Source organism: Capsulimonas sp., from assembly GCF_039929585.1.
GTDB lineage: Bacteria > Armatimonadota > Armatimonadia > Armatimonadales > Capsulimonadaceae > Capsulimonas.
On sequence record NZ_JBDSQY010000024.1, the window covers coordinates 20,666 to 39,836 of the forward strand.

Sequence of the window (19,171 nt, forward strand, 5' to 3'; positions counted from 1 at the left end):
CAATTGCTTGATTAAGGACCGAAATGGCGACACTGCAACGCACTGCCCGACAACATAAAACCCTGCGCTGGACTGGTCTGGCGATGACTGCGCTCACGGCGGTCGTCATTACGGGATGCTCGCCAAAGGGTTCGTCGAACCCCGCCGATTCGGCCATCCGGGTCGGCGTCATTCCCTTTGATAAAGCGAGTGTCATTCAAGAGCAGTATGCCCCCCTGGCGGCGTACCTGGCGAAGAAAACAGATCGGCCGAGCGGGAAGGTGTTCGTTACCCCCGAATACGCCGGTGTTTTGCAGGCGCTGCGCGCGGATCAAGTCGATTGCGCCTACCTTAGCCCGCTGGCTTATGTTCTCGCGAAAAAAGAGTTCGAAAACACCCCGGAGCGTCTTGTTCCAATCGCGATGCCGTACTTTCACAACAAATTGACCTATCAGGGCATTATCTTTGCTCGTGCGGATTCCGGTATCCATAAGATCACGGATTTCAAAGGCAAAAGCTTTGTCTTCGCCGACCGAACCTCGGCGTCTGGTTACCTTTACCCGGCGGGTTTGATGAAGGAAGCGGGCCTCGATCCGCAGAAGGACGTCAAGGCCGCGAATATCACGGGCGCTGGCAGCGTGCTCTCCGTTTTCAACAAGGTCGCCGATGGCGGTGCTTCGTACGAAGACGCCATCGAACAGCAGCTAAAGAATCCGGCGGACGAGAAGCAGATGGTCGTGATCGCAAAGACCGAGCCGATCCCCAACGGCATGTTCGTCGCGCGTGGCAATCTGGACCCGAAGACGCTGGCGGCGCTGCAAAAGGCGTTCGTGGACATCAATACCGACCCCGACGGCCAGGCGGCGGCGAAGAAGATCCTTTATCCTAAATGGGTTCCGGCCGACGACGCCTTTTTCGATTCCGTGCGGAAAAAAGCGTCGGTGCTGAACATCAGCTTCGAATCGCTCAAAAATGTGAAGAAGAAGTAGTTACCCCGTGCCCGACGCGATCGTTATCAAACAGCTGGCTCATACCTATCGTGGCGGCGCGCCGGTTCTGCACGGCCTTGATCTGACGATTGCGGAAGGCGAGTTCGTTGGCCTGATCGGCCTCTCGGGCGCTGGCAAAAGCACGCTTCTGCGGTGCATCAACGGTCTCATCACTCCAACCGGCGGCAGCTGCATCGTGCTGGGCGAAGCTGTAGAGAAGATGCCCGAATCCGAGCGCCGATTGCTGCGTCGCCGGATCGGGATGATCTTCCAGGAGTTCAACCTCGTTGACCGCCTTACGGTTTTGAAAAACGTCCTCATCGGACGCCTCGGCTATCTCCCGACCCTTTCTTCCTGCCTCCATCGCTTTCCCGCCTCGGATGTCGCGCTGGCGCGCGAATGTCTCGCTCAGGTCGGCCTCACGGAGTTCGAAGGCCGGCGCGTGCGAGATCTTTCGGGCGGCCAAAAGCAGCGCGTCGCCGTCGCGCGAACGATCGCGCAGGGAGCGAAGATCATTCTCGCGGATGAGGCGACGGCGAATCTGGACGTTCTCACCAAGGACGAGATTATGGACCTTCTCAAAGATCTCGTCCGCGACACCGGGGCGACCGTGCTTTTCTCCATGCATGACATCGCGCTTGCGCGGCGGTACTGTACGCGCATCATTGGCCTGAAGAACGGCGCAATCACCTTCGACGCCGCGCCCGATCAGCTTGATGACGCCGCCGTGGCGGACGTGCTGGCCCGCGCGGGGCATGGAGCGGTGAAATGAAAATTTTCGCCATGCTCAGCCGGATCGTGGGATTTCTCGCGTTGGCGGCGCTCATCGTGTGGTCGTTTGTTGGGATGGAGATCGATGGGGCGCATTTGCCGACGGGCGTTGCGGCCGGGTTTAGTTTTGTCGGACGCATGATCCCGCACGGCAAAGCCGATTTTCGTTATGATCTCAGCCTGCGCGATCAGATCATGCAGCCGCTGCTGGACACCATTCAAATGGCGGTCATCGGCACCGTGGCGGGGGCGATCATGGCGTTTCCCATGTCGTTTTTCGCCGCGCGCACCAGCGTCTTTCCAAGGTTTCTGAGTGACGCCATCAAATCCTATCTCAACGTCTCTCGCGCGATCCCCACGATTGTTTATGCTCTGATTGTTCTCTCGGCCATTGGCCTGGGAAAAACGGCCGGCGCCATCTCCATCGGCTACGTCACATTCATCTCGCTCTCGAAGCTCTATGCGGAGGCGCTGGAATCCGTGTCGCAGGGGCCGATCGACGCCGTGCGCGCGTCCGGCGGCAACTCGGCGCAGGTTTTCGTCTACGGGATGATGCCGCAGGTCTTTCCACATTATCTGGCGACGTCGCTGTATTCTTTCGAGTATAATTTGAAGGATTCGTTCATTGTCGGCATCGTAGGAGCCGGCGGACTGGGCGCGCAGCTTTTGGACAGCATCCACGAATTCAAGCTGCTCGACACCGGCGTGATCATCGCGCTGCTGATCGTGCTGGTCAACGTCGTGGACTACTGTTCTTACCGAGTTCGCGCGGTCTTTTCATAACGCTGACGAAAGGCGGGCTGGCCCATTGGAAAATCGGTTTGTGAGATCGCTCGTGGGGCTGGTGCTGGTCGGCGTGATCGCCCTGGCGATTCTTTCGATGAAGACACAGTGGGAAGACAATATCGGCAAGACCGGCGAACTGATTCCGGCGGCGCATGCGAAGGCGGCTCCGAATTTCACGCTTCCGGAGATGGCGACCGGCCGGATGGTGGATCTGCAAACCGAGGCGCGCAAACAGCCTATTGTGTTTTCCTTTTGGGCGACTTGGTGCGGGCCATGCCGCGAAGAACTGCCGAAGCTGCAAACGCTGTCGGAAAAGTATCGGGGACGCGTGCAATTCTATGGCGTCAATAGTGATGATTCGCTACCGGATGCAAAGAAATTCCTCGCCAAAAACAACCTGACATTTCCCATGCTGCTCGACGATCAGCACGCCGCGCACAACGGCTACGGCGTCGAAAGCATCCCCATGCTCTTCGTCATCGATACTTCAGGAAAAGTGCGTGCGATCACCGAAGGGTACAGCGTCGAAGCGTCTGAGCGTTTGCCGAAAGTTCTGGATGCGCTGCTTGCCGAAAAGTAACTGGGCCAGTTAGCCCGCTTGCGGGAACAAAAATACTCGAAAATGTGTCTTAATCAATAGAGATGTACGACTGGGATTGGCCGAGAGGATGGACTTTATGATGGAAATCAATCAGGACGTGACCCGTCGAGGATTTTTGAAGACGCTGACGATGGCCGGCGCGGCGATCGCCGTGCTTCCGATGCTTCCGCGCGCCGCGCACGCCGCCGCCGGTTTTGAGAAAGTCGGCGCCGCAGGCGACTTCACCGTGGGCGATTTCAAGAAGGTAACCCGGGCGGACGGCAGCAGCCTTTACGTGACCAAGAAGGCCGACGGGACATTCCTGGCCCTGTCCTCGCGCTGCACCCACAAGGGATGCGAAGTGCTCTGGTCGCCGGGAAGCAAGTCGTTCAAATGTCCCTGCCACAATGGGCAGTTCGACGCCGCCGGCAATGTCGTGAGCGGCCCCCCCAAGACCGCGCTGCCGTCGCCCACGACCAAGGTCGAAGGCGGCTCGGTGCTGGTCCAGAGCTAATCTGAAGTTTGCGCTCAGATGGCTGCGGGTATATTTATCCATCACTGGAGGATAAATCCATGGCGGAACGCACACCAAATACGGATGAATTCCGAACGAGCTTTGCTCGAATCGAATCCGAACCCGAACAATTACCGGCCAACACTGAGGCCTTAGATAGTCACGAAAGCCGCGAAGCTTATAACCTGCTTCCAGAAATGACCAAGGACGAATGGCGGCGCGTCCATCTCGTCCCGCGCCACGGCCATCTGATCCAAGGCGGCGTCTACTTCGACCTTCGTCACCCGACGCGTGGTGAGTTTGTCGCCCCTGCGCCGACAACGATCCATCCGGACGACATGTACGTCGCGCAGCACGATGTGGATAGCGAGATCTGGGAAAAATTGCAAAGTAAAATACACGAGTGGAATGTGTGAATAGAAATGGCTGGGGAATGTTCCCCAGCCATTTCTAATTTACAGTCTTCGGCGCCCATTCTGATGTGTTATTTGCACTGTTTTTCTTGTTCGGAAGCCGGACTGATTTTGCGTCGTGCAATCGATTGCTGGAGCGCAGTCACGCACTTCGGATCCCACTGGGTTCCCGCTCCCGCCATAAGAATTTCCTGTGCGGCAGGGGGATCCATACCCTTTCGGTATGGCCGGTCCGTCGTCATCGCCGAGTAGGCGTCGGCAACAGCCATGAGACGCGCGATCAGAGGGCACTGTTCGCCCGAAAGTCCGCTTGGGTAGCCCACGCCATCCCACCGTTCATGATGGTGGCGCACGGCGTCGAGCGTCTTTTCCAGTCCCGGCACAGCTCCCACCATGATCGCTCCCATCGCCGGATGCTGCCGCACCGCCGCGAACTCCTCCGCAGTCAATTTGCCGGGCTTTCGCAGGATGCTGTCGGGAACCCCAATCTTACCGACGTCGTGAATCAGAGCGGATACCGCAACGGTATGCAGCGTCTCCTCGTCCAGGCCCAGCTCCGTGGCGATCATTATGCTGTAAACCATGACGTCTTCAGAATGCTTTCGGGTGTACCGGTCTTTGTTATCCACCGCAGTAACCAGCGCGTCGAGCATGGTGAAATCCTTCACTAGGCCCGTCGCCTCAGCTCGGATCCGGTTCGCTTCTGTTTCGGAAATTCCTCCGCTCTTTGCGCGGCGCAATCGTTCGTCCGCCAGATTGAGCAGATCCACAGGCGCCTTTATGTCGGAAGTAAGGAGCGCCGCGCCAAGCGACACTGTGATCGGGATTGGCGACTCGTATCCTAAGGGGCGATAGGTCACTCCGTCAATTCCCGATTTCAAGCGTGTCTCCACGTCGCTCAGTGAGGAAACCCCGACCTCCGGCAGCAGGAGGCCGAACTCATCGCCTCCATAACGGGCGATGACGTCATACGACCGGCAGATCTCCACCAGACGGTCCGCGACTTGCCGCAGCACCACATCTCCCTGCAAATGACCGTAGGCGTCGTTAAAAAACTTGAAGTCGTTCAAGTCCAGCATGATTACCGCCAGCGTCGTTCCTGTCCGTCGCGCGCGCGCCGTTTCTTCCTCCAGACGTCGGTGGAATGAGCGGTGGTTCCAGAGCCCTGTGAGAGAATCGCGGTCCGCCCGTCCCTGTGCATCCTTCAGCGCGAGTTCCTGTTCGGCTTCCCGGGCTTTCCGTTCGGTGATTTCCTGAGTGACGCCGATGATTTCGATCGCTTCGCCGGCCTCGTTGAACACCGGGCAGATGTGGCCGGAAAGCCAGTGCATGCTTCCATCGGGCCAGAACACGCGAAACTCGACCTCGACGATCTCGTGATCTTCGAGCGAATGGAGCGTGGAATCGCGGACGCGGGGGCGGTCTTCAATATAAACTGCTTCAAAAAAATCGTCCTGGGAGAATGATGAGTTCAGTGGAAGACCGAAAAGGAATTTGGTCTGATCCGATACCTCCTGATGCGCCTCCGGGACGAGACTGAAACCCCATGTGCCGAACCGTCCGCTTTCCATCGTTAAGCGAAGCCGGGCTTCGTTTTCTCTCTGCTTTGCTTGATCCTGCTGGTAGTCCGCCATCCTCGCTTCCTGCAGGGCGATGCGCCGCTGCAGTTCGATCCGACCCGCGACTTGACGCGCCAGCATTACCAGAGCATCCTGCTGGTCCTGTGTCAGTTCACGCGGCGTTCGATCGAGTACGCATAACGATCCAAGCGCGAAGCCATCGGTGGTGATCAGCGGAACTCCTGCATAGAATCGAATATTGGGCTGGTCGTTAACCAGGGGGTTATCGGCGAAGCGCGCGTCCTGCGTCGCGTCGATTACGACCAGCGGCGCATTTTGCAGGATCGCGTGGGCGCTGAACGACTGGGCGCGGGGCGTTTCACGGATATCCAATCCCACAATCGACTTGAACCATTCACGCTCCTGATCGATGATGCTGATTGCCGCGATCGGTACGCCGCACATGCGGGCGGCAAGGGCGGTGACATCGTCGAAATCAGGATCGGATGCGCTGTCTAAAATTCCGGCTTGCTTGATCCATTCAAGCCGGCGTATTTCGTCCTGGGAAAGTGAAGCGTTCATAGCGTGTCTGTCACTCCTGTGAGTTGGGATGCGATCCAGGACGGTTTTGTCTAAGCCCAATGTGAGAAATATTTGCGGCGTGTAACTGCTTCTACCATACTATGTCCTCTTGCAATGAAAATATTCGAATTTACTCTCTTCGCGACAGGAACTTCTTGTATTGCAGCAGAATGTAGCGATCAACTCAGTCGCTTTGACCGTTACCGGAAGGATCTCACACAATGCCGACGACCACCTCCGTTCCTTTGATCCCGCGCACAACCCTCTTTGGAAACCCCGAGAAAACAGAGCCGCGCCTTTCGCCAGATGGTTCACGACTTTCCTATATCGCTCCCGTCAACGGTGTGCTGAACGTCTGGGTCGGAGCCGTGGGAAGCGATGACTTCAAGCCGGTGACACGTGATACGGAACGTGGTATTCGGTCGCATCGGTGGGCCTATGATGGAACGCGTATTTTATATCTTCAAGACATTGGGGGGAACGAGAACTGGAACTTGTATCTCGTCGATCTGGTGACCGAGGAGACGACGAATATTACGCCGTTTCCGGATGCTGTCGCGCATATCATTGAATACGGCAAGAAGCGTCCTCATGACCTTCTCGTGGGGCTCAATCACCGCGATCCGACGGTGCATGATATCTATCACCTCGATTTACGAACGGGAGAACTGACGCTTGTTATCGAAAACTCGGAGGGTTTTAGCGACTGGGTCGTCGATTGTGATCTGAACGTTCGAGGCGCTCTTCGTATGCGTCCGGACGGAGGTTTTGACCTGCTTCTGCGTGGCGAAACTGCGAGTGATTGGCCTGTCGCGCAATCGTTCGCCGCAGAAGATGCGATGACTAGCGGTCCCGTAGGATTTACGGCCGACGGCAAGTTCCTGCACATGATCGATTCGAGCGGCGCGAACGCCGGCCGGCTTTTGAAGTGGAGCCTCGCGACCGGCGAGCGCACGATCCTCGCCGAAGATCCGATCTATGACGTTTCCGGTATCGTCAAACACCCAGACACGGAAGAAGCGCAGGCGGTTCTTTTTGAGCGCGATCGCATGGAATGGGAGGTTCTCGATCCGGCTCTCCAGGAAGATTTCGATACGCTTCGGCGTGCGGACAATGGCGACATCAAGTCCATCGACCGTGACAGCGCGGACGAAAACTGGCTTGTGACCTTTGTCAAAGACAACGCCCCCGTGGCGTATTATTCCTACCGCCGGCAGAGTCGGGAATTGACATTTCTCTTTTACGATCAGCCCGCGCTTGAGAAATACACGCTTGCCAGCTGCGAGCCGATTTCTTTTACGTCGCGCGACGGATTGACGGTTCACGGCTACATCACATTTCCTCCCGGCGTTGAGCGGAGCGACCTGCCCATGGTGCTGAACGTCCATGGCGGCCCGTGGGCGCATGACGGCTGGGGCTTCAATCCGGTCTGCCAGTGGCTTGCGAATCGCGGCTACGCCGTGCTGCAAGTGAACTACCGAGGATCGACCGGGTACGGCAAAGCGTTTCTGAACGCCGGCGACCGGGAGTGGGGCGGCAAAATGCACGACGATCTCGTGGACGCCGTGGCCTGGGCGGTCGAGCGCGGCTATGCCGACCCAAATAAGATCGCCATCTACGGCCGCTCGTACGGCGGCTTTGCCGCTTTGGTGGGAGCGACATTCACGCCCGATCTCTTCTGCTGCGCCGTGGACATTGTCGGCGTGAGCAATCTGGTCACCTTTATCCGAACCATTCCTCCGTATTGGCAGACGGCGCTGGACATGTTTCGAAAGCGTGTGGGCGATCCGGACACCGAAGAAGAGTTCCTGAAATCCCGTTCGCCCCTTTTCAAGGCAGACCGGATAAAAATTCCGATGCTTATCGTCCAGGGCGCCAATGATCCGCGCGTTAAGCAGGCGGAATCGGAACAGATCGTGGAAGCGCTGAAGCATAACGGCGTCGAGCATGAATATATGCTTTTTGAGGACGAAGGTCATACCTTCGCCAAGCCCGAGAACCGGCTCAAGTTTTATCAGGCGATCGAAAAGTTTCTCGCGAAGCGCCTGGGCGGTCGACTGGAAGAGTAAATGCTATGACATGAGTGTGAGAATCTGATGGAGGAAGACGGGACTGGATTCTTCTAAATTCTTCGTCAAATCAAACTCCAGCGTTTCCACGCGCGTTTGCCCAACGATAATCTTCGACGATCGTGGCAGGGGCTCCGGGTAAATCAGCGCCGCTAATTTCACATTCTTCGATTCGGCGTACGCCACTGCCTGAGCGACGTCTGCTGTGTCCGGCGCCTTGGGCCGCTTGTACTTCGTGTCGAGCACGGCGAGGGGAGTGTTTTTCTCCCGATCGTAGATGACCAGGTCGATACTGAACCGAAGGGTATTGTTCCGGTCGAGCTGGACGGATTCTTGGGCTTTCAAGCGCAGGGACGCCGGCAGATGCGCGGCGAGCCACTCTGCGACGAACATTTCGAACAAGTGGTCCATATTGACGGCGAACGGAGGCATGGTATGGTCGCCGGAGTCGAGACGTGGCCCGGCGTGCTCCAGGAAGAAGCGGCAAAGGCCATGGATCGGCTCGTAGTCTTGATTGAGCCGGTTGTAGAAGCGGCCGATGCACGCTTTGAGATCGAATCGTGGCACGTCAATCTCGGCGGCGTACATTCGGTAAGCGCGCCGCACATGCGGCGCGGTCGCTTGCGAACAGCGACCGCTTTTGGCGATCCATTTCAGACAATAGGCGATGATCTGGTTGTCGGCAATATTGGCCGTATGTTCTTCAAACTCGCAATCGAGAAGCGCGCGCCAGGGCTGCTCCACGCGTCGCACGAAGTCCATGCGTCCTCGAACGTAGGGAAGTTCGTCGTGCGCCGGCACATATTCCCGGTAAAGCCCGCGCCGTCGGCGCGCCATTGCCAGGTCAGCCAAGACGCGGGCGAGGCGGTCGAAGAATGCTTCGATCGATCGCACATGAATCACGCCGGGGAAGATCTGGAAGCTTTTGAGCCGGTAGGCGTATTCCAGCATTCGAAAGAGATTGTCGATCTGAATGCGCGGCGTGATCTCCACCATGCATTCCGGCGACACCGGCAGGTAGCCGATCCACCCCTGGGAGGTGATTGTCCAGCGCTCGCCGTTGAGCGGGGTGGGGAACTCCACTGTGACGGCGCTGGGGTACTTGCGGGACAGGCGAACCGCCAGTTCTTCCGACAGTTCGGAACGCCGCAGATGTTTGGGCCTGCGCTCCGAAAGGCGTATGGTTTGACGGTTAGCCATGGAGGATTTGACTCTGGATCTGAGGCCATCGGTAAGATGTCACGACTTGGGGCTGATCGAAGAAGTACTCTTCCAAATAGGGCTCGATCTCGGTGGCCCAGATGTCTTGAAGATGGCTGTCCAGATCCGTCCTCATAAAGTAGCTGATCCCAAGATGATAGTGTGGATCCTCAATGGCGTCGTTGATGTTTTCCAGAAGTCGGATCAGACCATCTACTGGGAAATCCGTCTCTGCGTGGAATCTTCGCAGTGTTTCATAATTGGGAGTGAGCGCGCAGAACGCGAAACGCCGCCGCAGGGCGTGGTCGACGACCGCGATGGACCGGTCCGCCGTGTTCATCGTGCCGATGAGAACGACGTTTCCCGGAATGGAGAACGGGACGCCGAGGGCAAGCTCAATCGTTTCTTGCCGATACTCCAGAAGGTACATCAGCTCGCCAAACACCCGTGCGAGATTGGCGCGGTTGATCTCATCGATGATCAGCACGCACTTGCTGTTCACGCCCTGCGCCCTCCGGCAGAAATTGACGAAGCGGCCCGCGACTGGCTCCAGATTGAGCGTTCCCGCCGCGCCCGGAGTGGGGCGGATGCCGTACACAAAGTCCTCATAGGCATATGACGGATGAAACTGCACGAGTTCAACGAACCCTTCGGTTTCGGAAATCAACACCTTCGCCAGCCGCTGAGCCGCGAACGTCTTTCCCGTTCCGGGAGGACCGTAGAGGATCGCCTGACCCTTGCGCTCGATCGCGCGCAGCCACTGCGCAATGGTTTCCTTGTCAATCCCTGTCTCGTCCGCGCATTGACCGACGGTGTATGAAGAAGCGATTTTGGGCGCGACGGCATAAACGGGCGGCGTTTCGCGAACCTCCCCTGGCGTACTGGGAGCAGCAGGCTCGTACTTGTGCTCCTGACGGCGTACTACACTTGCGGGCGCGTCTTTGCCCAAGTAAATGGTGTCAAGACCGTGCAGCATTTCCGACAGGTCTTCATGCAGAATGTCTTCGTCCGGCAAGGGAAGCTGGTATTCGATCGCAAAGATGCTGCCCGCTTCATAAGTCTTGCCCGCTTGACTTTTGGGATCGTGCAGATGGATCTCGGTCTTAAGTTCGCGCGCGGAGAAGCCTTTCTCCTGTAAGAGCGCCCGGGTTTCGCTGACACGGTCGATCTGGTCTTTGGCGGCCTGGTTCAGCGACAAATACACCGCCGAACCGTCGGCGGCAAAGAGATAGAAGAGCGAACAGCCCGAGACCGCCGTGGGCGCCGCCGACTTGGAGTAGATACGGACTGAGGGAACCCGGGAGTTACTTCCAGCGCCATTGGAGCCTTTGCACTGGAAGCGATAACTTGGAAACCGGAGGGGATTGATGTACTCTTTCATAAACCCCGGCGCAGTGCGCACGATCAGCCTGCCTCGCCTTTGCATCACCCCAATCGATTCACGCTCTGCGGATTGCTTTTGTAAGCGGAGCACATCGGAGAGGATCGAGGTCAAAGACGGCTTGATTTCCAGGCCTTCCGTTTCTTCATCCTGACTGGGGCCGGTGACGAAGTAGCGAAAAATGGCGTCCAAATCCCACGGATGCAGTTTCAGCGCATCGGCCAGCGCCAGGATCGTGGCGTTGATCGCCTCGTACTTTTCTCCGGCGGTGGCGTCGCGCTCAAACTTGGGCTTCAGGCCCAGACGTGCGAGCGCCTGCTCGGATGTTCGGTTCCACGGCGCATACTTCAATGGATAAGCAATATGAAGGATCGCCGTCGCGATGGCCGGACGCAGTCCGGGAACGTGCTGGACAGCGTGATCGAGGCGCTTAGCAATCGGCTCACTCTCATCAACCAGATACGACAGGTTTTCGCGCAGCTGCCCAATATCTTTCGCCTCATACTCTTGACGCTCAAACCCCGGCCAATGCTTATTATTCTCAAATTTGAGAAAGTCTCGATATTGCCGAAGCTCCAAGGAGGCGATGTTTTGCGGCTGAAAGATCGCGCCGAACTTCGCTAAAACTTCTTCTCGCGCCGCGAGAATAGGGATGACGCCGATGTCCTGGCGCGCGTCGGGGAGCAGTGCGGCGATGGTTCGAACGGCCTGCTGCTCCGTGGTGATTGGTTCTTCTGAAGTCATTAGCGCCCCGCCTGGGCGAATGTGCGAACTGGGAGAAAGTAGATTGTCCGACTCAACTCTTCAGTATCCCTCTTTTCCTACAGTGTGTAAACAAAAATGCTGTATCCGCAGCATTAAAAATTATTGCGATCCGAAACCGCGTGTGCGCCTCCGCTCTGCGGAGGAGCGCCTGGGGAGATGGATACGCCATGACTTGCTCATGATCATCATGCCGGAATATTCGTCGTGTGGTTGGCTGGTTCCTTCTAATAGGTAGATTTGTCCAAAATTAAGAAACTTCATGTTCTAGGCCATAGCTTATTTATGTAATTGTCAACAGAAAGTGTGGTGTTCCGATCTTGGATAATTGGAGCAAGCACCGGGAATAAGATACGAGGATCAATCAGTAAATAATTGGGTGGGATGGTCAGTCGATCGAGATCAATGGCGAGGAACGCGGCAATGCGGTGGTGGAAGCTTTTAAATAGCTAAACTGATTAGCAATATGGCGCAGAATTTTAATGTGTTGCTAATTTTGTATGCTTGAAGTGAATTTTCATCTTCGGAATTGTTGAAATAAAAGGTAATCTTCAAAACTCATTACGATGTGGGTGCAAACTTCTATCATATGATTGAGCTTGTTTTCTAAATCTGATGTAGTGTTACGTGAGCCTATTAAAATAGGGGATTCATTTCCATGCGCAATGGCATTTCGATTGTTAACTATCTCTTCTATGGTATTTCTGAGAAGCATTCTTGGAAGAACCTCAGTGGACAAACAAAACGTTTTCCAAATAGAATCCAATTGCTCATATCTAAAGTTTTTGCCGTCAGTCGGTATTATAGTTTCACTCAGATTAGCGTGTTCTGTAGAAATGGATCGCTCCATAAGATCCCCTTTTATTTTCCACATATCTTTTTTCGTTGCAGGGTTAAGCAACGGTTTGAATTTATCATCCAAGATAATGCTAAGTATGCGCGGCTTGATTTCGCGAACAGGACAGCTAGAACTACTTATGTGCCTACAAGCTTGATCAAGAGTAGTGTTGATTGTATGCTCGTAGGCTCCATATAGATGAACGAAAAACAAGCCCTTCGAAAGTTGGACAGCATGGTTTGAGACTAATGGGTGTTTATCATTTTCCAAGCTCTTGATCATTATAAGTAACAACCTGACTTCGTTTAGTCTGTGAGTAGATTCTTCATAAATTTGCTCTAAAATCATTTAGATAAAAACCGATCACGCGCAAAATGAATCCTCTTCGTTACCATGGACTTTGAGTTCGTCGCTCCCGTGGTATATGACTTCAATTCTTCTGATTGCATCCAATCTTTTATATCGACAACATTAATGTTTGGTTTTTTCTTAAGAGCCAATGCAGCGCCAACCACTATCGCTTCATACAGATTGACCGGCGTTGATTGCCGCCCTCTCGTAATACCTTGAGGGAGTGCCTTTGCTAGAACGTCAAATACATTTTCAAACAATTCAATATTTGCCTTGTATTTGAAACTCTTTGATGAAGCAGCCATGTAATCTGTCAAGAATGTTTTAACACTATGATCAAATAAATTGTAACAATTTAAGAAAGAGAAAAATCTCAAAACATGCTCTTCTCTGGTGCCGTTCGATTCAGCTTCTCGTGGCAATTTTACAACTGATTTGAAGTCGGCATTGTTCGATAATGTCCGGAGCATATCGTTAAACTTACCTCTGTAAATACAGGCCCTGATTTCTTGGTCGGTTAACAATATCCCGCCAGTGTTGAGACGCTCAAAAAGATCAAACCTAACTTGAAAATCACTTTTGTCAGTTATAGTTATAACTTTAAGTGGCTTTAATATTATCTGGGTTTTGACCACGGTCGACAATTCATCAAATGTGAATCCATTAAATAAACTTAGCTTTTCAAGGCCCGTAAGCATTAATTGCTGACTTTTACCAATTGAAATTAGCGATTCCTGATTACCAACGAAGTGGATCAGCGTGCTTACGCGTTGCACCCCATCAATCAATTCCCAAGAACCATCTTCGTTCGCAGCCATAAATATTGATGGTATTGGAATTCCAAGAAATACAGATTCAATAAATGTTGATTCTCGTTCTGAGTTCCATCGGAATTGCCTTTGGTATTCAGGCGCAATATTAATGAGATCGTCACCCACCATGCCAACAATCTCCCTGACACTTAGGTCGAAAGTATCGAAATCGACTCGTCTTTTTTGTTTGTTTAATTGGTCAAGTAGGTCTGTCATAATATTTTATATTTACTCGTTTTACAACGGATAGTACTAATTTTCGATCGTCGAAAATTCCGAAATGGCCTGTGTAAGGCGGTTGCGAGCTTCTTCTGACACATTGTCTTGTATCGCAGTTAGGATATCACGTAGAACTACAATAGTTCTGTTTAATTCAGTCTCATCAATCTGTGTCTTCTGGTGAACTAAAGAATTTCGATACAACACAGCCTCGTGGAACATACGGATATATCGATTTATCTTAAGGTAAGTTAGTAGTTCATTAACTTGCAGCGACGTCGCTCTTGCATTCCCACCTTCCACAACAATGTGGTATATATCAGATATTGCACTGCTGAACATATTATAAAGAGTGATAAACTTCAAGAGTGCTACTGCATTTTTAGTCTGATTTTGGTTGTGTTCATCATCGGACGATCTGTATGGGTTTCTTTGCATTAGTTCGTCCGTAGCGCATATATAGTACGGGATTCGAGATAAATCTTCCGAAATGATGAGGTCAACTAGTTGTTCCGATATAGGCTCGCCATTCGAATGTGGAGTAACCCGTTCAATATGTCGGCGAAGTTCTTCTGGTTTGAGTAGCTCGATCAGTGCTAAGAAACGGTACAAAACATCTACCCGGCCAATTACAGGGTCATCGGTGTCATTGTCGTACAGAGGACGAATTGCATCATATATGTAAGCAGCTAAGTCGTAATGGCTTTTGAAAATAGAATCTGCCTTATTCATTCGCGCCTGAACCGCTCGCTGTAAACTTTCCAGCGCTACTTCCCCCGTCATTACAAGGCCGTTGAGTTGGTCAAGTATGGCGTGTTCATCAACTGAGGGATCACCACTGAATGGTTTATATACCAGATCATGTTCTACTTCAGACCAAGCATGCATTAGAACCGACGCAACCTGAACTTCAACGGCGGCATCAGCATATCGTTGTTGAGTGTCCCCCAAACCATCTGCTCGCAATTTTACACGATAATGAACAGCCTGATAGCCCTGAAAGATTTTTTTATATGTGTCATTTTCGTGCGGAGGGAAATGATCCTTAGGGGCATGGCATAGTTCAAAATTATCATCAATAATTTGATTAACTTTTTTACGGTCTGCAGGGAAATAAAGTGCGACCCGGACTCCTGCTAAGTCTACGATATCATCAAATACTTGTTCTGTGGTAGCGTAATTTTTAGTACTATATCTCTTCTCAACCTTAGTTCGAAGTCGATCTGATCGTTTTGCTCGCCAAGTTACTATGGCTCGAATTGCATTTTGCTCAAGCGCCGTCTCCAGGCGCTGGGCGCATTGCCTAGACACTTCTTGATAAAAATCATATTCCCGCTCGTATCTGCGTAAAAACTCGTTCACTACATCTATACTGCCTGGTTCTGGTTGGTTGCTTGACTTTTCTTGTTTCAATACGCACCTTAATTTATACTAAGCTTAACAATAAGATTTGGAATTAGCCTTTTGTTAATCGTCAAAGGAGTTCAAGAAGTTCAACTAGAAGTTTCTAGTTTTGGTAAGACATAATTATTGAGCAAAAGATCAACTAATATTGTCTAACAAACAAGAGCAAATCGAGCGGAAGTTAGCATAAAGACATCTTAAGTCTAATAATTTCCGATTGCTTTTATCCGATTTGCACTGCTGCAAGACTTCTTTTACGGGGCAAATTATTGCCAAGAATACAGAGGGGAACTTCGGAAGGAATCTTAATGAGTTCCAAAGTATGGTTGATGTGACAGGGTGATCAAGTCAAATTCCTTTAAGACCAACACAAAGAGACCTTCAAGTAAATAACCAAATTTACTTGAAGGTCTCTTTATAATGTCTTATAAGAAAATGGTGGAGGATAGCGGGTTCGAACCGCTGACCTCTTCAATGCCATTGAAGCGCTCTACCAACTGAGCTAATCCCCCGTGCGGCTGACGAGGAGTATATTACCCCGCAGCCACGGAAATTGCAAGCCCCTCTGCAAGAAATTTTCTACTTCTGGGTTTTCAGGTACGCCAGCAGCGCCGCGCTTTGGGCGGGCTTCAGATGGTAGACGGGCATCGGCTTCTTGACGAGGTGGCCGTGCGGGTCCATGCCGGTGTCCATCACGACGGCGAAGGATTTGGCGTCGTATTCCTTGGAAAGGCTCGACCAATGCAGGCTGGGGGAGAAGCCGGGCTTGCCCTTGAGGTCGGCGGAGTGGCAGCCGTTGCAGCTGTATTTGGTGATCATCGCCTTGCCGTCGGCGACCTGCTTGGCGCTTGACGCCGGCTTTGCTTTCATCTTGGGAGGCGACTTGTGCGCGGCGCTTGCAGCGCCGACAGCGCAGATCAGAACGGCTGAAATTCCTAGTGACCAGTGAATACGCATGGTGAGCAGTGTCCTTTTATCGTGGTGTGGGTGAGATGGCGCCGGGCTTCGAAAGCTTGTCCAGCTCGCGAAGTAAAATGTCGTTGCTGAGATTGTCCGACGCGTAGGCGTGTCTGTGGACGAATTGAATACGGCCGCCCGTGTCGATCACGAACGTTCCCGGCATTTGGAAGCCGTCGCCGGAAAGCCTGCCGATGAGATGCCCTCGCAGTGTCGCAATCGCGCCGCGCACAAAGGACCGCCAGCCGAAGAGCTGGCTGAACGTGCCCCGTTCGAGGCCATAGGCTTGGTAGGGGCCGAGATCGTCGCCGGTCACAAGCAGCGGGTAGGGCAGGCTGAGCAGGATTTGGAACGCCTTGCCGGTCTTTGGATCGCCCTGGCCGATGGCGACGACTTCCGCTCCGGCCGACTGAAACTTTGCGTAATCGCGTCGCAGCCACGCCGCCTGCTCGCGGCAAAACGTGCAGCCATAGTGACGCAGGAACACGACCACGATCGGCCGTCGCTCCCAGAGTTCGGACAGGAGGATTGCGGAGCCGTCCGTCGCTGTCAGTGCGAGGTCGGGCGCGGCGTCGCCTACTTGCGGCGCCTTGCCGCGAGATTTGGGTGATGGCGCGCCGCCGAGAGAAACTGGCATCCGTTCCGGCCTCCGAGAATTTCCAATTGGATTTAGTATACGATGCGCTTGGGTGTTATGTTCCACGTTTGGGCCGCATATTCCTACGGATACACCCTAGATAAGTTTATGGGAATACCAGAAGGAAACGCGGCGCGGAATGCAGAAATTATCCCAATCGTGATTGCGAGAGCCAAGGGACGGCTCTGCGGGGATCACTGAGGCGTCTCGTACGCAATAAGGAAATGCAAAATGCCGGATGAGAAGGACCAGGACGCTTGGCTGATCGAACGGTCGACGGCGCAGAACAACTGGGCGCAGGCCAAATCGGACTACGCCACGGCGGTGACGCTGCACGATGCCGGGATTTACTACGCCGCCGTGTTTTTCGCGCAGCAGACGGCCGAGAAGTGCCTGCGCGCCGCCTGCATTCTGCGACTCCAGAAGAACCCCCGCGGACACAATATCATCCAGAGCGCCAATGCGCTGCATGCGCCCCTGGAAGTGATGAACGCCGCCGCCGAGCTGAACGCGGACTTCCTCACGGCCCGCACGGTGGAGTCCGCCGAGGGCGTTCCGGCGCAGATGTACGACCGCGAAATCTCCACACGTCACCTGGAGGCCGGGCGCGCGATCATGGACTGGGTGCGCGCTCTGATGTGAGCCATTTCGCTTATCGCCATTCTCTCACGCTCTACTCGTTCTAAATATACTCCCACTGAAACGGAAAAACGGCGAATAATGTCTTATTATCTTGGTATCGACATCGGCACGAGCGGGACGAAGACCCTCCTCGTGGATGTCGCCGGACGCCCTGTCGCGTCCGCAACCTTTGGCTATCCTCTTCTGACTCCCGCGCCGCAATGGGCGGAGCAAAACCCCGCCGACTGGTGGGACGCCGTCGTCCAAGGCGTGCGCGAGATTCTCGCAAAATCGGGCATTGATGCGTCGGAAATCGCAGGCATCGGTCTCAGCGGCCAGATGCACGGCTCAGTCTTTCTGGACCGGGAGGACAACGTCCTGCGGCCCGCCATTCTCTGGTGCGATCAGCGCACGCAGGCCGAATGTGACTGGATCACGGAGCAGGCGGGGCGCGAAAACCTGCCGGCCCTGATCGGCAACCCCGTTTTGACGGGCTTCACGGCGCCCAAGATCGTGTGGCTGCGCAACCATGAACCCGATATCTACGCGCGCGTCGCCAAAGTGCTGCTCCCCAAGGACTACATTCGCCTCAAATTGACGGGCGTCCATGCGACAGAAGTCTCCGACGCCTCGGGAACGGCGCTGTTCGATGTCGCAAATCGGCGCTGGTCGCTCGAAATGCTGGCAGCAGCAGGCATTCCCGCATCCTGGATGCCGGACTCGGCCGAGAGTATTGAAGTGACGGGACATGTGAGCGCGGACGCGGCGACCGCCACCGGACTTGCCGCTGGCACGCCGGTCGTCGGCGGCGGCGGCGATCAGGCTGCGGGCGCGGTCGGCAGCGGCATCGTCGAAACAGGGATCGTCAGCAGCACCGTCGGCACCAGCGGCGTTGTGTTCGCGTTCTCGGACACCCCGGCCGCCGATCCGGGCCTGCGTGTCCACAGCTTCTGCCACGCCGTTCCCGGCAAATGGCACACGATGGGCGTTGTGCTGAGCGCCGGCGGCAGCCTGCGCTGGCTGCGCGACACGTTCTACGCTTCCGAAACGGCGGCCGCGCACGCCAGCGGCCAGGACGTTTACTCGCTCATCGCGGACGAAGCGGCCACGGTCGAAGCAGGCTCCGAAGGCTTAATCTTCCTGCCGTATCTCACCGGCGAGCGAACCCCGTACCCCGATCCCGACGCACGTGGCGCCTTTGTCGGCCTAACGCTTCGACATACCCGCGCTCACTTCGCACGCGCGGTGCTAGAAGGCGTCGCGTTCGCACTGAACGACACATTCTTAATTTTCCAGGATATGGGAGTCGCCATCTCCGAAGTCCGCACCTCCGGCGGCGGCGCGAAATCGCCCGTCTGGCGGCAGATCCACGCCGACGTCACCGGCTATGCACACTGCACCTTGCAAGTCGATGAAGGTCCCGCGCTCGGCGCTGCCCTGCTGGCCGCAGTGGGAACAGGCGCCTACGCCACCGTGGCGGACGCCTGCGCCGCCGCGATCCAAACCGTGGAGACCAGCGTCGCAAACTCCGCAGCGCACGCGCGATACGGCCGCTTCAACGGAATCTATCGCTCGCTGTATCCCGCGCTGAAGGGTGAGTTTGCTGCAATCACAAAAGCTGTCATATCTTAATTATTTGCCATTATGACCCACCCCGGCCCTTCGGGCCACCCCTCCCATGGAACTGGGAAGGGTAATTCGGAGTTGATTTCTCAGGCGGCGTTCGTTAGAAAATTTCTTTCCAACC

The 19,171-nt window shown here is 54.6% G+C and carries 17 protein-coding genes and 1 tRNA gene; 9 read left to right on the forward strand and 9 right to left on the reverse strand.

Translation table 11 applies throughout. The features are described 5' to 3' along the window. The first annotated feature begins 23 nt into the window (after nucleotides 1-23). The 6 genes from ABIZ35_RS01225 (at nucleotide 24) to ABIZ35_RS01250 (ending at nucleotide 4,035) form a co-directional block, all read left to right on the forward strand. Nucleotides 24-968 (forward strand): phosphate/phosphite/phosphonate ABC transporter substrate-binding protein, encoded by a 945-nt coding sequence (locus tag ABIZ35_RS01225; protein ID WP_348218056.1) that lies wholly within the window; start codon nucleotides 24-26, stop codon nucleotides 966-968. A 7-nt stretch (nucleotides 969-975) separates the two neighbouring features. Beyond that, nucleotides 976-1,740: a phosphonate ABC transporter ATP-binding protein gene (gene phnC, locus ABIZ35_RS01230; protein WP_348218057.1), complete on the forward strand. Its 765-nt coding sequence runs from the start codon at nucleotides 976-978 to the stop codon at nucleotides 1,738-1,740. After that, nucleotides 1,737-2,522 (forward strand): phosphonate ABC transporter, permease protein PhnE, encoded by a 786-nt coding sequence (gene phnE / locus ABIZ35_RS01235; protein WP_348218058.1) that lies wholly within the window; start codon nucleotides 1,737-1,739, stop codon nucleotides 2,520-2,522. Before phnC ends, phnE begins: the two co-directional genes overlap by 4 nt. A 40-nt stretch (nucleotides 2,523-2,562) precedes the next feature. Next, nucleotides 2,563-3,105 (forward strand): TlpA disulfide reductase family protein, encoded by a 543-nt coding sequence (locus ABIZ35_RS01240; protein WP_348218059.1) that lies wholly within the window; start codon nucleotides 2,563-2,565, stop codon nucleotides 3,103-3,105. 97 nt (nucleotides 3,106-3,202) lie between these two features. Next, on the forward strand, nucleotides 3,203-3,619 hold the full coding sequence (locus ABIZ35_RS01245) for a Rieske 2Fe-2S domain-containing protein (RefSeq protein ID WP_348218060.1): 417 nt from the start codon (nucleotides 3,203-3,205) through the stop codon (nucleotides 3,617-3,619). Nucleotides 3,620-3,678: 59 nt separating this feature from the next. Beyond that, complete coding sequence (locus ABIZ35_RS01250; protein WP_348218061.1) at nucleotides 3,679-4,035, forward strand: hypothetical protein; 357 nt, start codon at nucleotides 3,679-3,681, stop codon at nucleotides 4,033-4,035. A 68-nt stretch (nucleotides 4,036-4,103) separates the two neighbouring features. Here ABIZ35_RS01250 and ABIZ35_RS01255 read toward each other — a convergent pair whose 3' ends face one another. Further along, nucleotides 4,104-6,173, reverse strand: a complete 2,070-nt coding sequence (locus tag ABIZ35_RS01255; protein ID WP_348218062.1) for a diguanylate cyclase — start codon at nucleotides 6,171-6,173, stop codon at nucleotides 4,104-4,106. Between the two features lie 221 nt (nucleotides 6,174-6,394). Between ABIZ35_RS01255 and ABIZ35_RS01260 the strand changes: the two genes are divergently transcribed. Next, nucleotides 6,395-8,242 (forward strand): S9 family peptidase, encoded by a 1,848-nt coding sequence (locus ABIZ35_RS01260; RefSeq protein WP_348218063.1) that lies wholly within the window; start codon nucleotides 6,395-6,397, stop codon nucleotides 8,240-8,242. Nucleotides 8,243-8,245: 3 nt separating this feature from the next. Here the strand turns inward: ABIZ35_RS01260 and ABIZ35_RS01265 are convergent, their stop codons facing one another. From ABIZ35_RS01265 to ABIZ35_RS01300, 8 genes are all read right to left on the reverse strand, one after another. After that, complete coding sequence (locus ABIZ35_RS01265; RefSeq protein WP_348218064.1) at nucleotides 8,246-9,442, reverse strand: restriction endonuclease; 1,197 nt, start codon at nucleotides 9,440-9,442, stop codon at nucleotides 8,246-8,248. Further along, nucleotides 9,435-11,567, reverse strand: a complete 2,133-nt coding sequence (locus ABIZ35_RS01270) for a DUF3578 domain-containing protein (protein ID WP_348218065.1) — start codon at nucleotides 11,565-11,567, stop codon at nucleotides 9,435-9,437. The genes ABIZ35_RS01265 and ABIZ35_RS01270 overlap by 8 nt, the downstream gene beginning before the upstream one ends. Nucleotides 11,568-12,102: 535 nt before the next feature. Next, entirely contained in the window at nucleotides 12,103-12,771 is a 669-nt protein-coding gene (locus ABIZ35_RS01275) for an MAE_28990/MAE_18760 family HEPN-like nuclease (RefSeq protein ID WP_348218066.1), read from the reverse strand. Next, nucleotides 12,768-13,802 carry a DUF262 domain-containing protein gene (locus tag ABIZ35_RS01280; RefSeq protein WP_348218067.1) on the reverse strand — a complete coding sequence of 345 codons (1,035 nt, stop codon included), beginning with the start codon at nucleotides 13,800-13,802 and terminating at the stop codon, nucleotides 12,768-12,770. The genes ABIZ35_RS01275 and ABIZ35_RS01280 overlap by 4 nt, the downstream gene beginning before the upstream one ends. A gap of 36 nt (nucleotides 13,803-13,838) precedes the next feature. Further along, nucleotides 13,839-15,218, reverse strand: coding sequence for a RelA/SpoT domain-containing protein (locus ABIZ35_RS01285; protein WP_348218068.1), 1,380 nt, complete (start codon nucleotides 15,216-15,218; stop codon nucleotides 13,839-13,841). 427 nt (nucleotides 15,219-15,645) lie between these two features. Further along, nucleotides 15,646-15,721, reverse strand: a tRNA-Ala gene (locus ABIZ35_RS01290). Nucleotides 15,722-15,788: 67 nt separating this feature from the next. Then, complete coding sequence (locus tag ABIZ35_RS01295) at nucleotides 15,789-16,166, reverse strand: cytochrome c (RefSeq protein ID WP_348218069.1); 378 nt, start codon at nucleotides 16,164-16,166, stop codon at nucleotides 15,789-15,791. Nucleotides 16,167-16,182: 16 nt separating this feature from the next. After that, on the reverse strand, nucleotides 16,183-16,803 hold the full coding sequence (locus ABIZ35_RS01300) for a peroxiredoxin-like family protein (RefSeq protein WP_348218070.1): 621 nt from the start codon (nucleotides 16,801-16,803) through the stop codon (nucleotides 16,183-16,185). A gap of 231 nt (nucleotides 16,804-17,034) precedes the next feature. Between ABIZ35_RS01300 and ABIZ35_RS01305 the strand changes: the two genes are divergently transcribed. Together ABIZ35_RS01305 and xylB are read left to right on the forward strand one after the other, a co-directional pair. Further along, nucleotides 17,035-17,445 (forward strand): HEPN domain-containing protein, encoded by a 411-nt coding sequence (locus ABIZ35_RS01305; RefSeq protein ID WP_348218071.1) that lies wholly within the window; start codon nucleotides 17,035-17,037, stop codon nucleotides 17,443-17,445. 78 nt (nucleotides 17,446-17,523) lie between these two features. Then, the gene (xylB, locus tag ABIZ35_RS01310) at nucleotides 17,524-19,056 is read left to right on the forward strand and encodes a xylulokinase (RefSeq protein WP_348218072.1); all 1,533 of its coding nucleotides are present in this window, start codon (nucleotides 17,524-17,526) and stop codon (nucleotides 19,054-19,056) included. Nucleotides 19,057-19,171 lie beyond the last annotated feature (115 nt).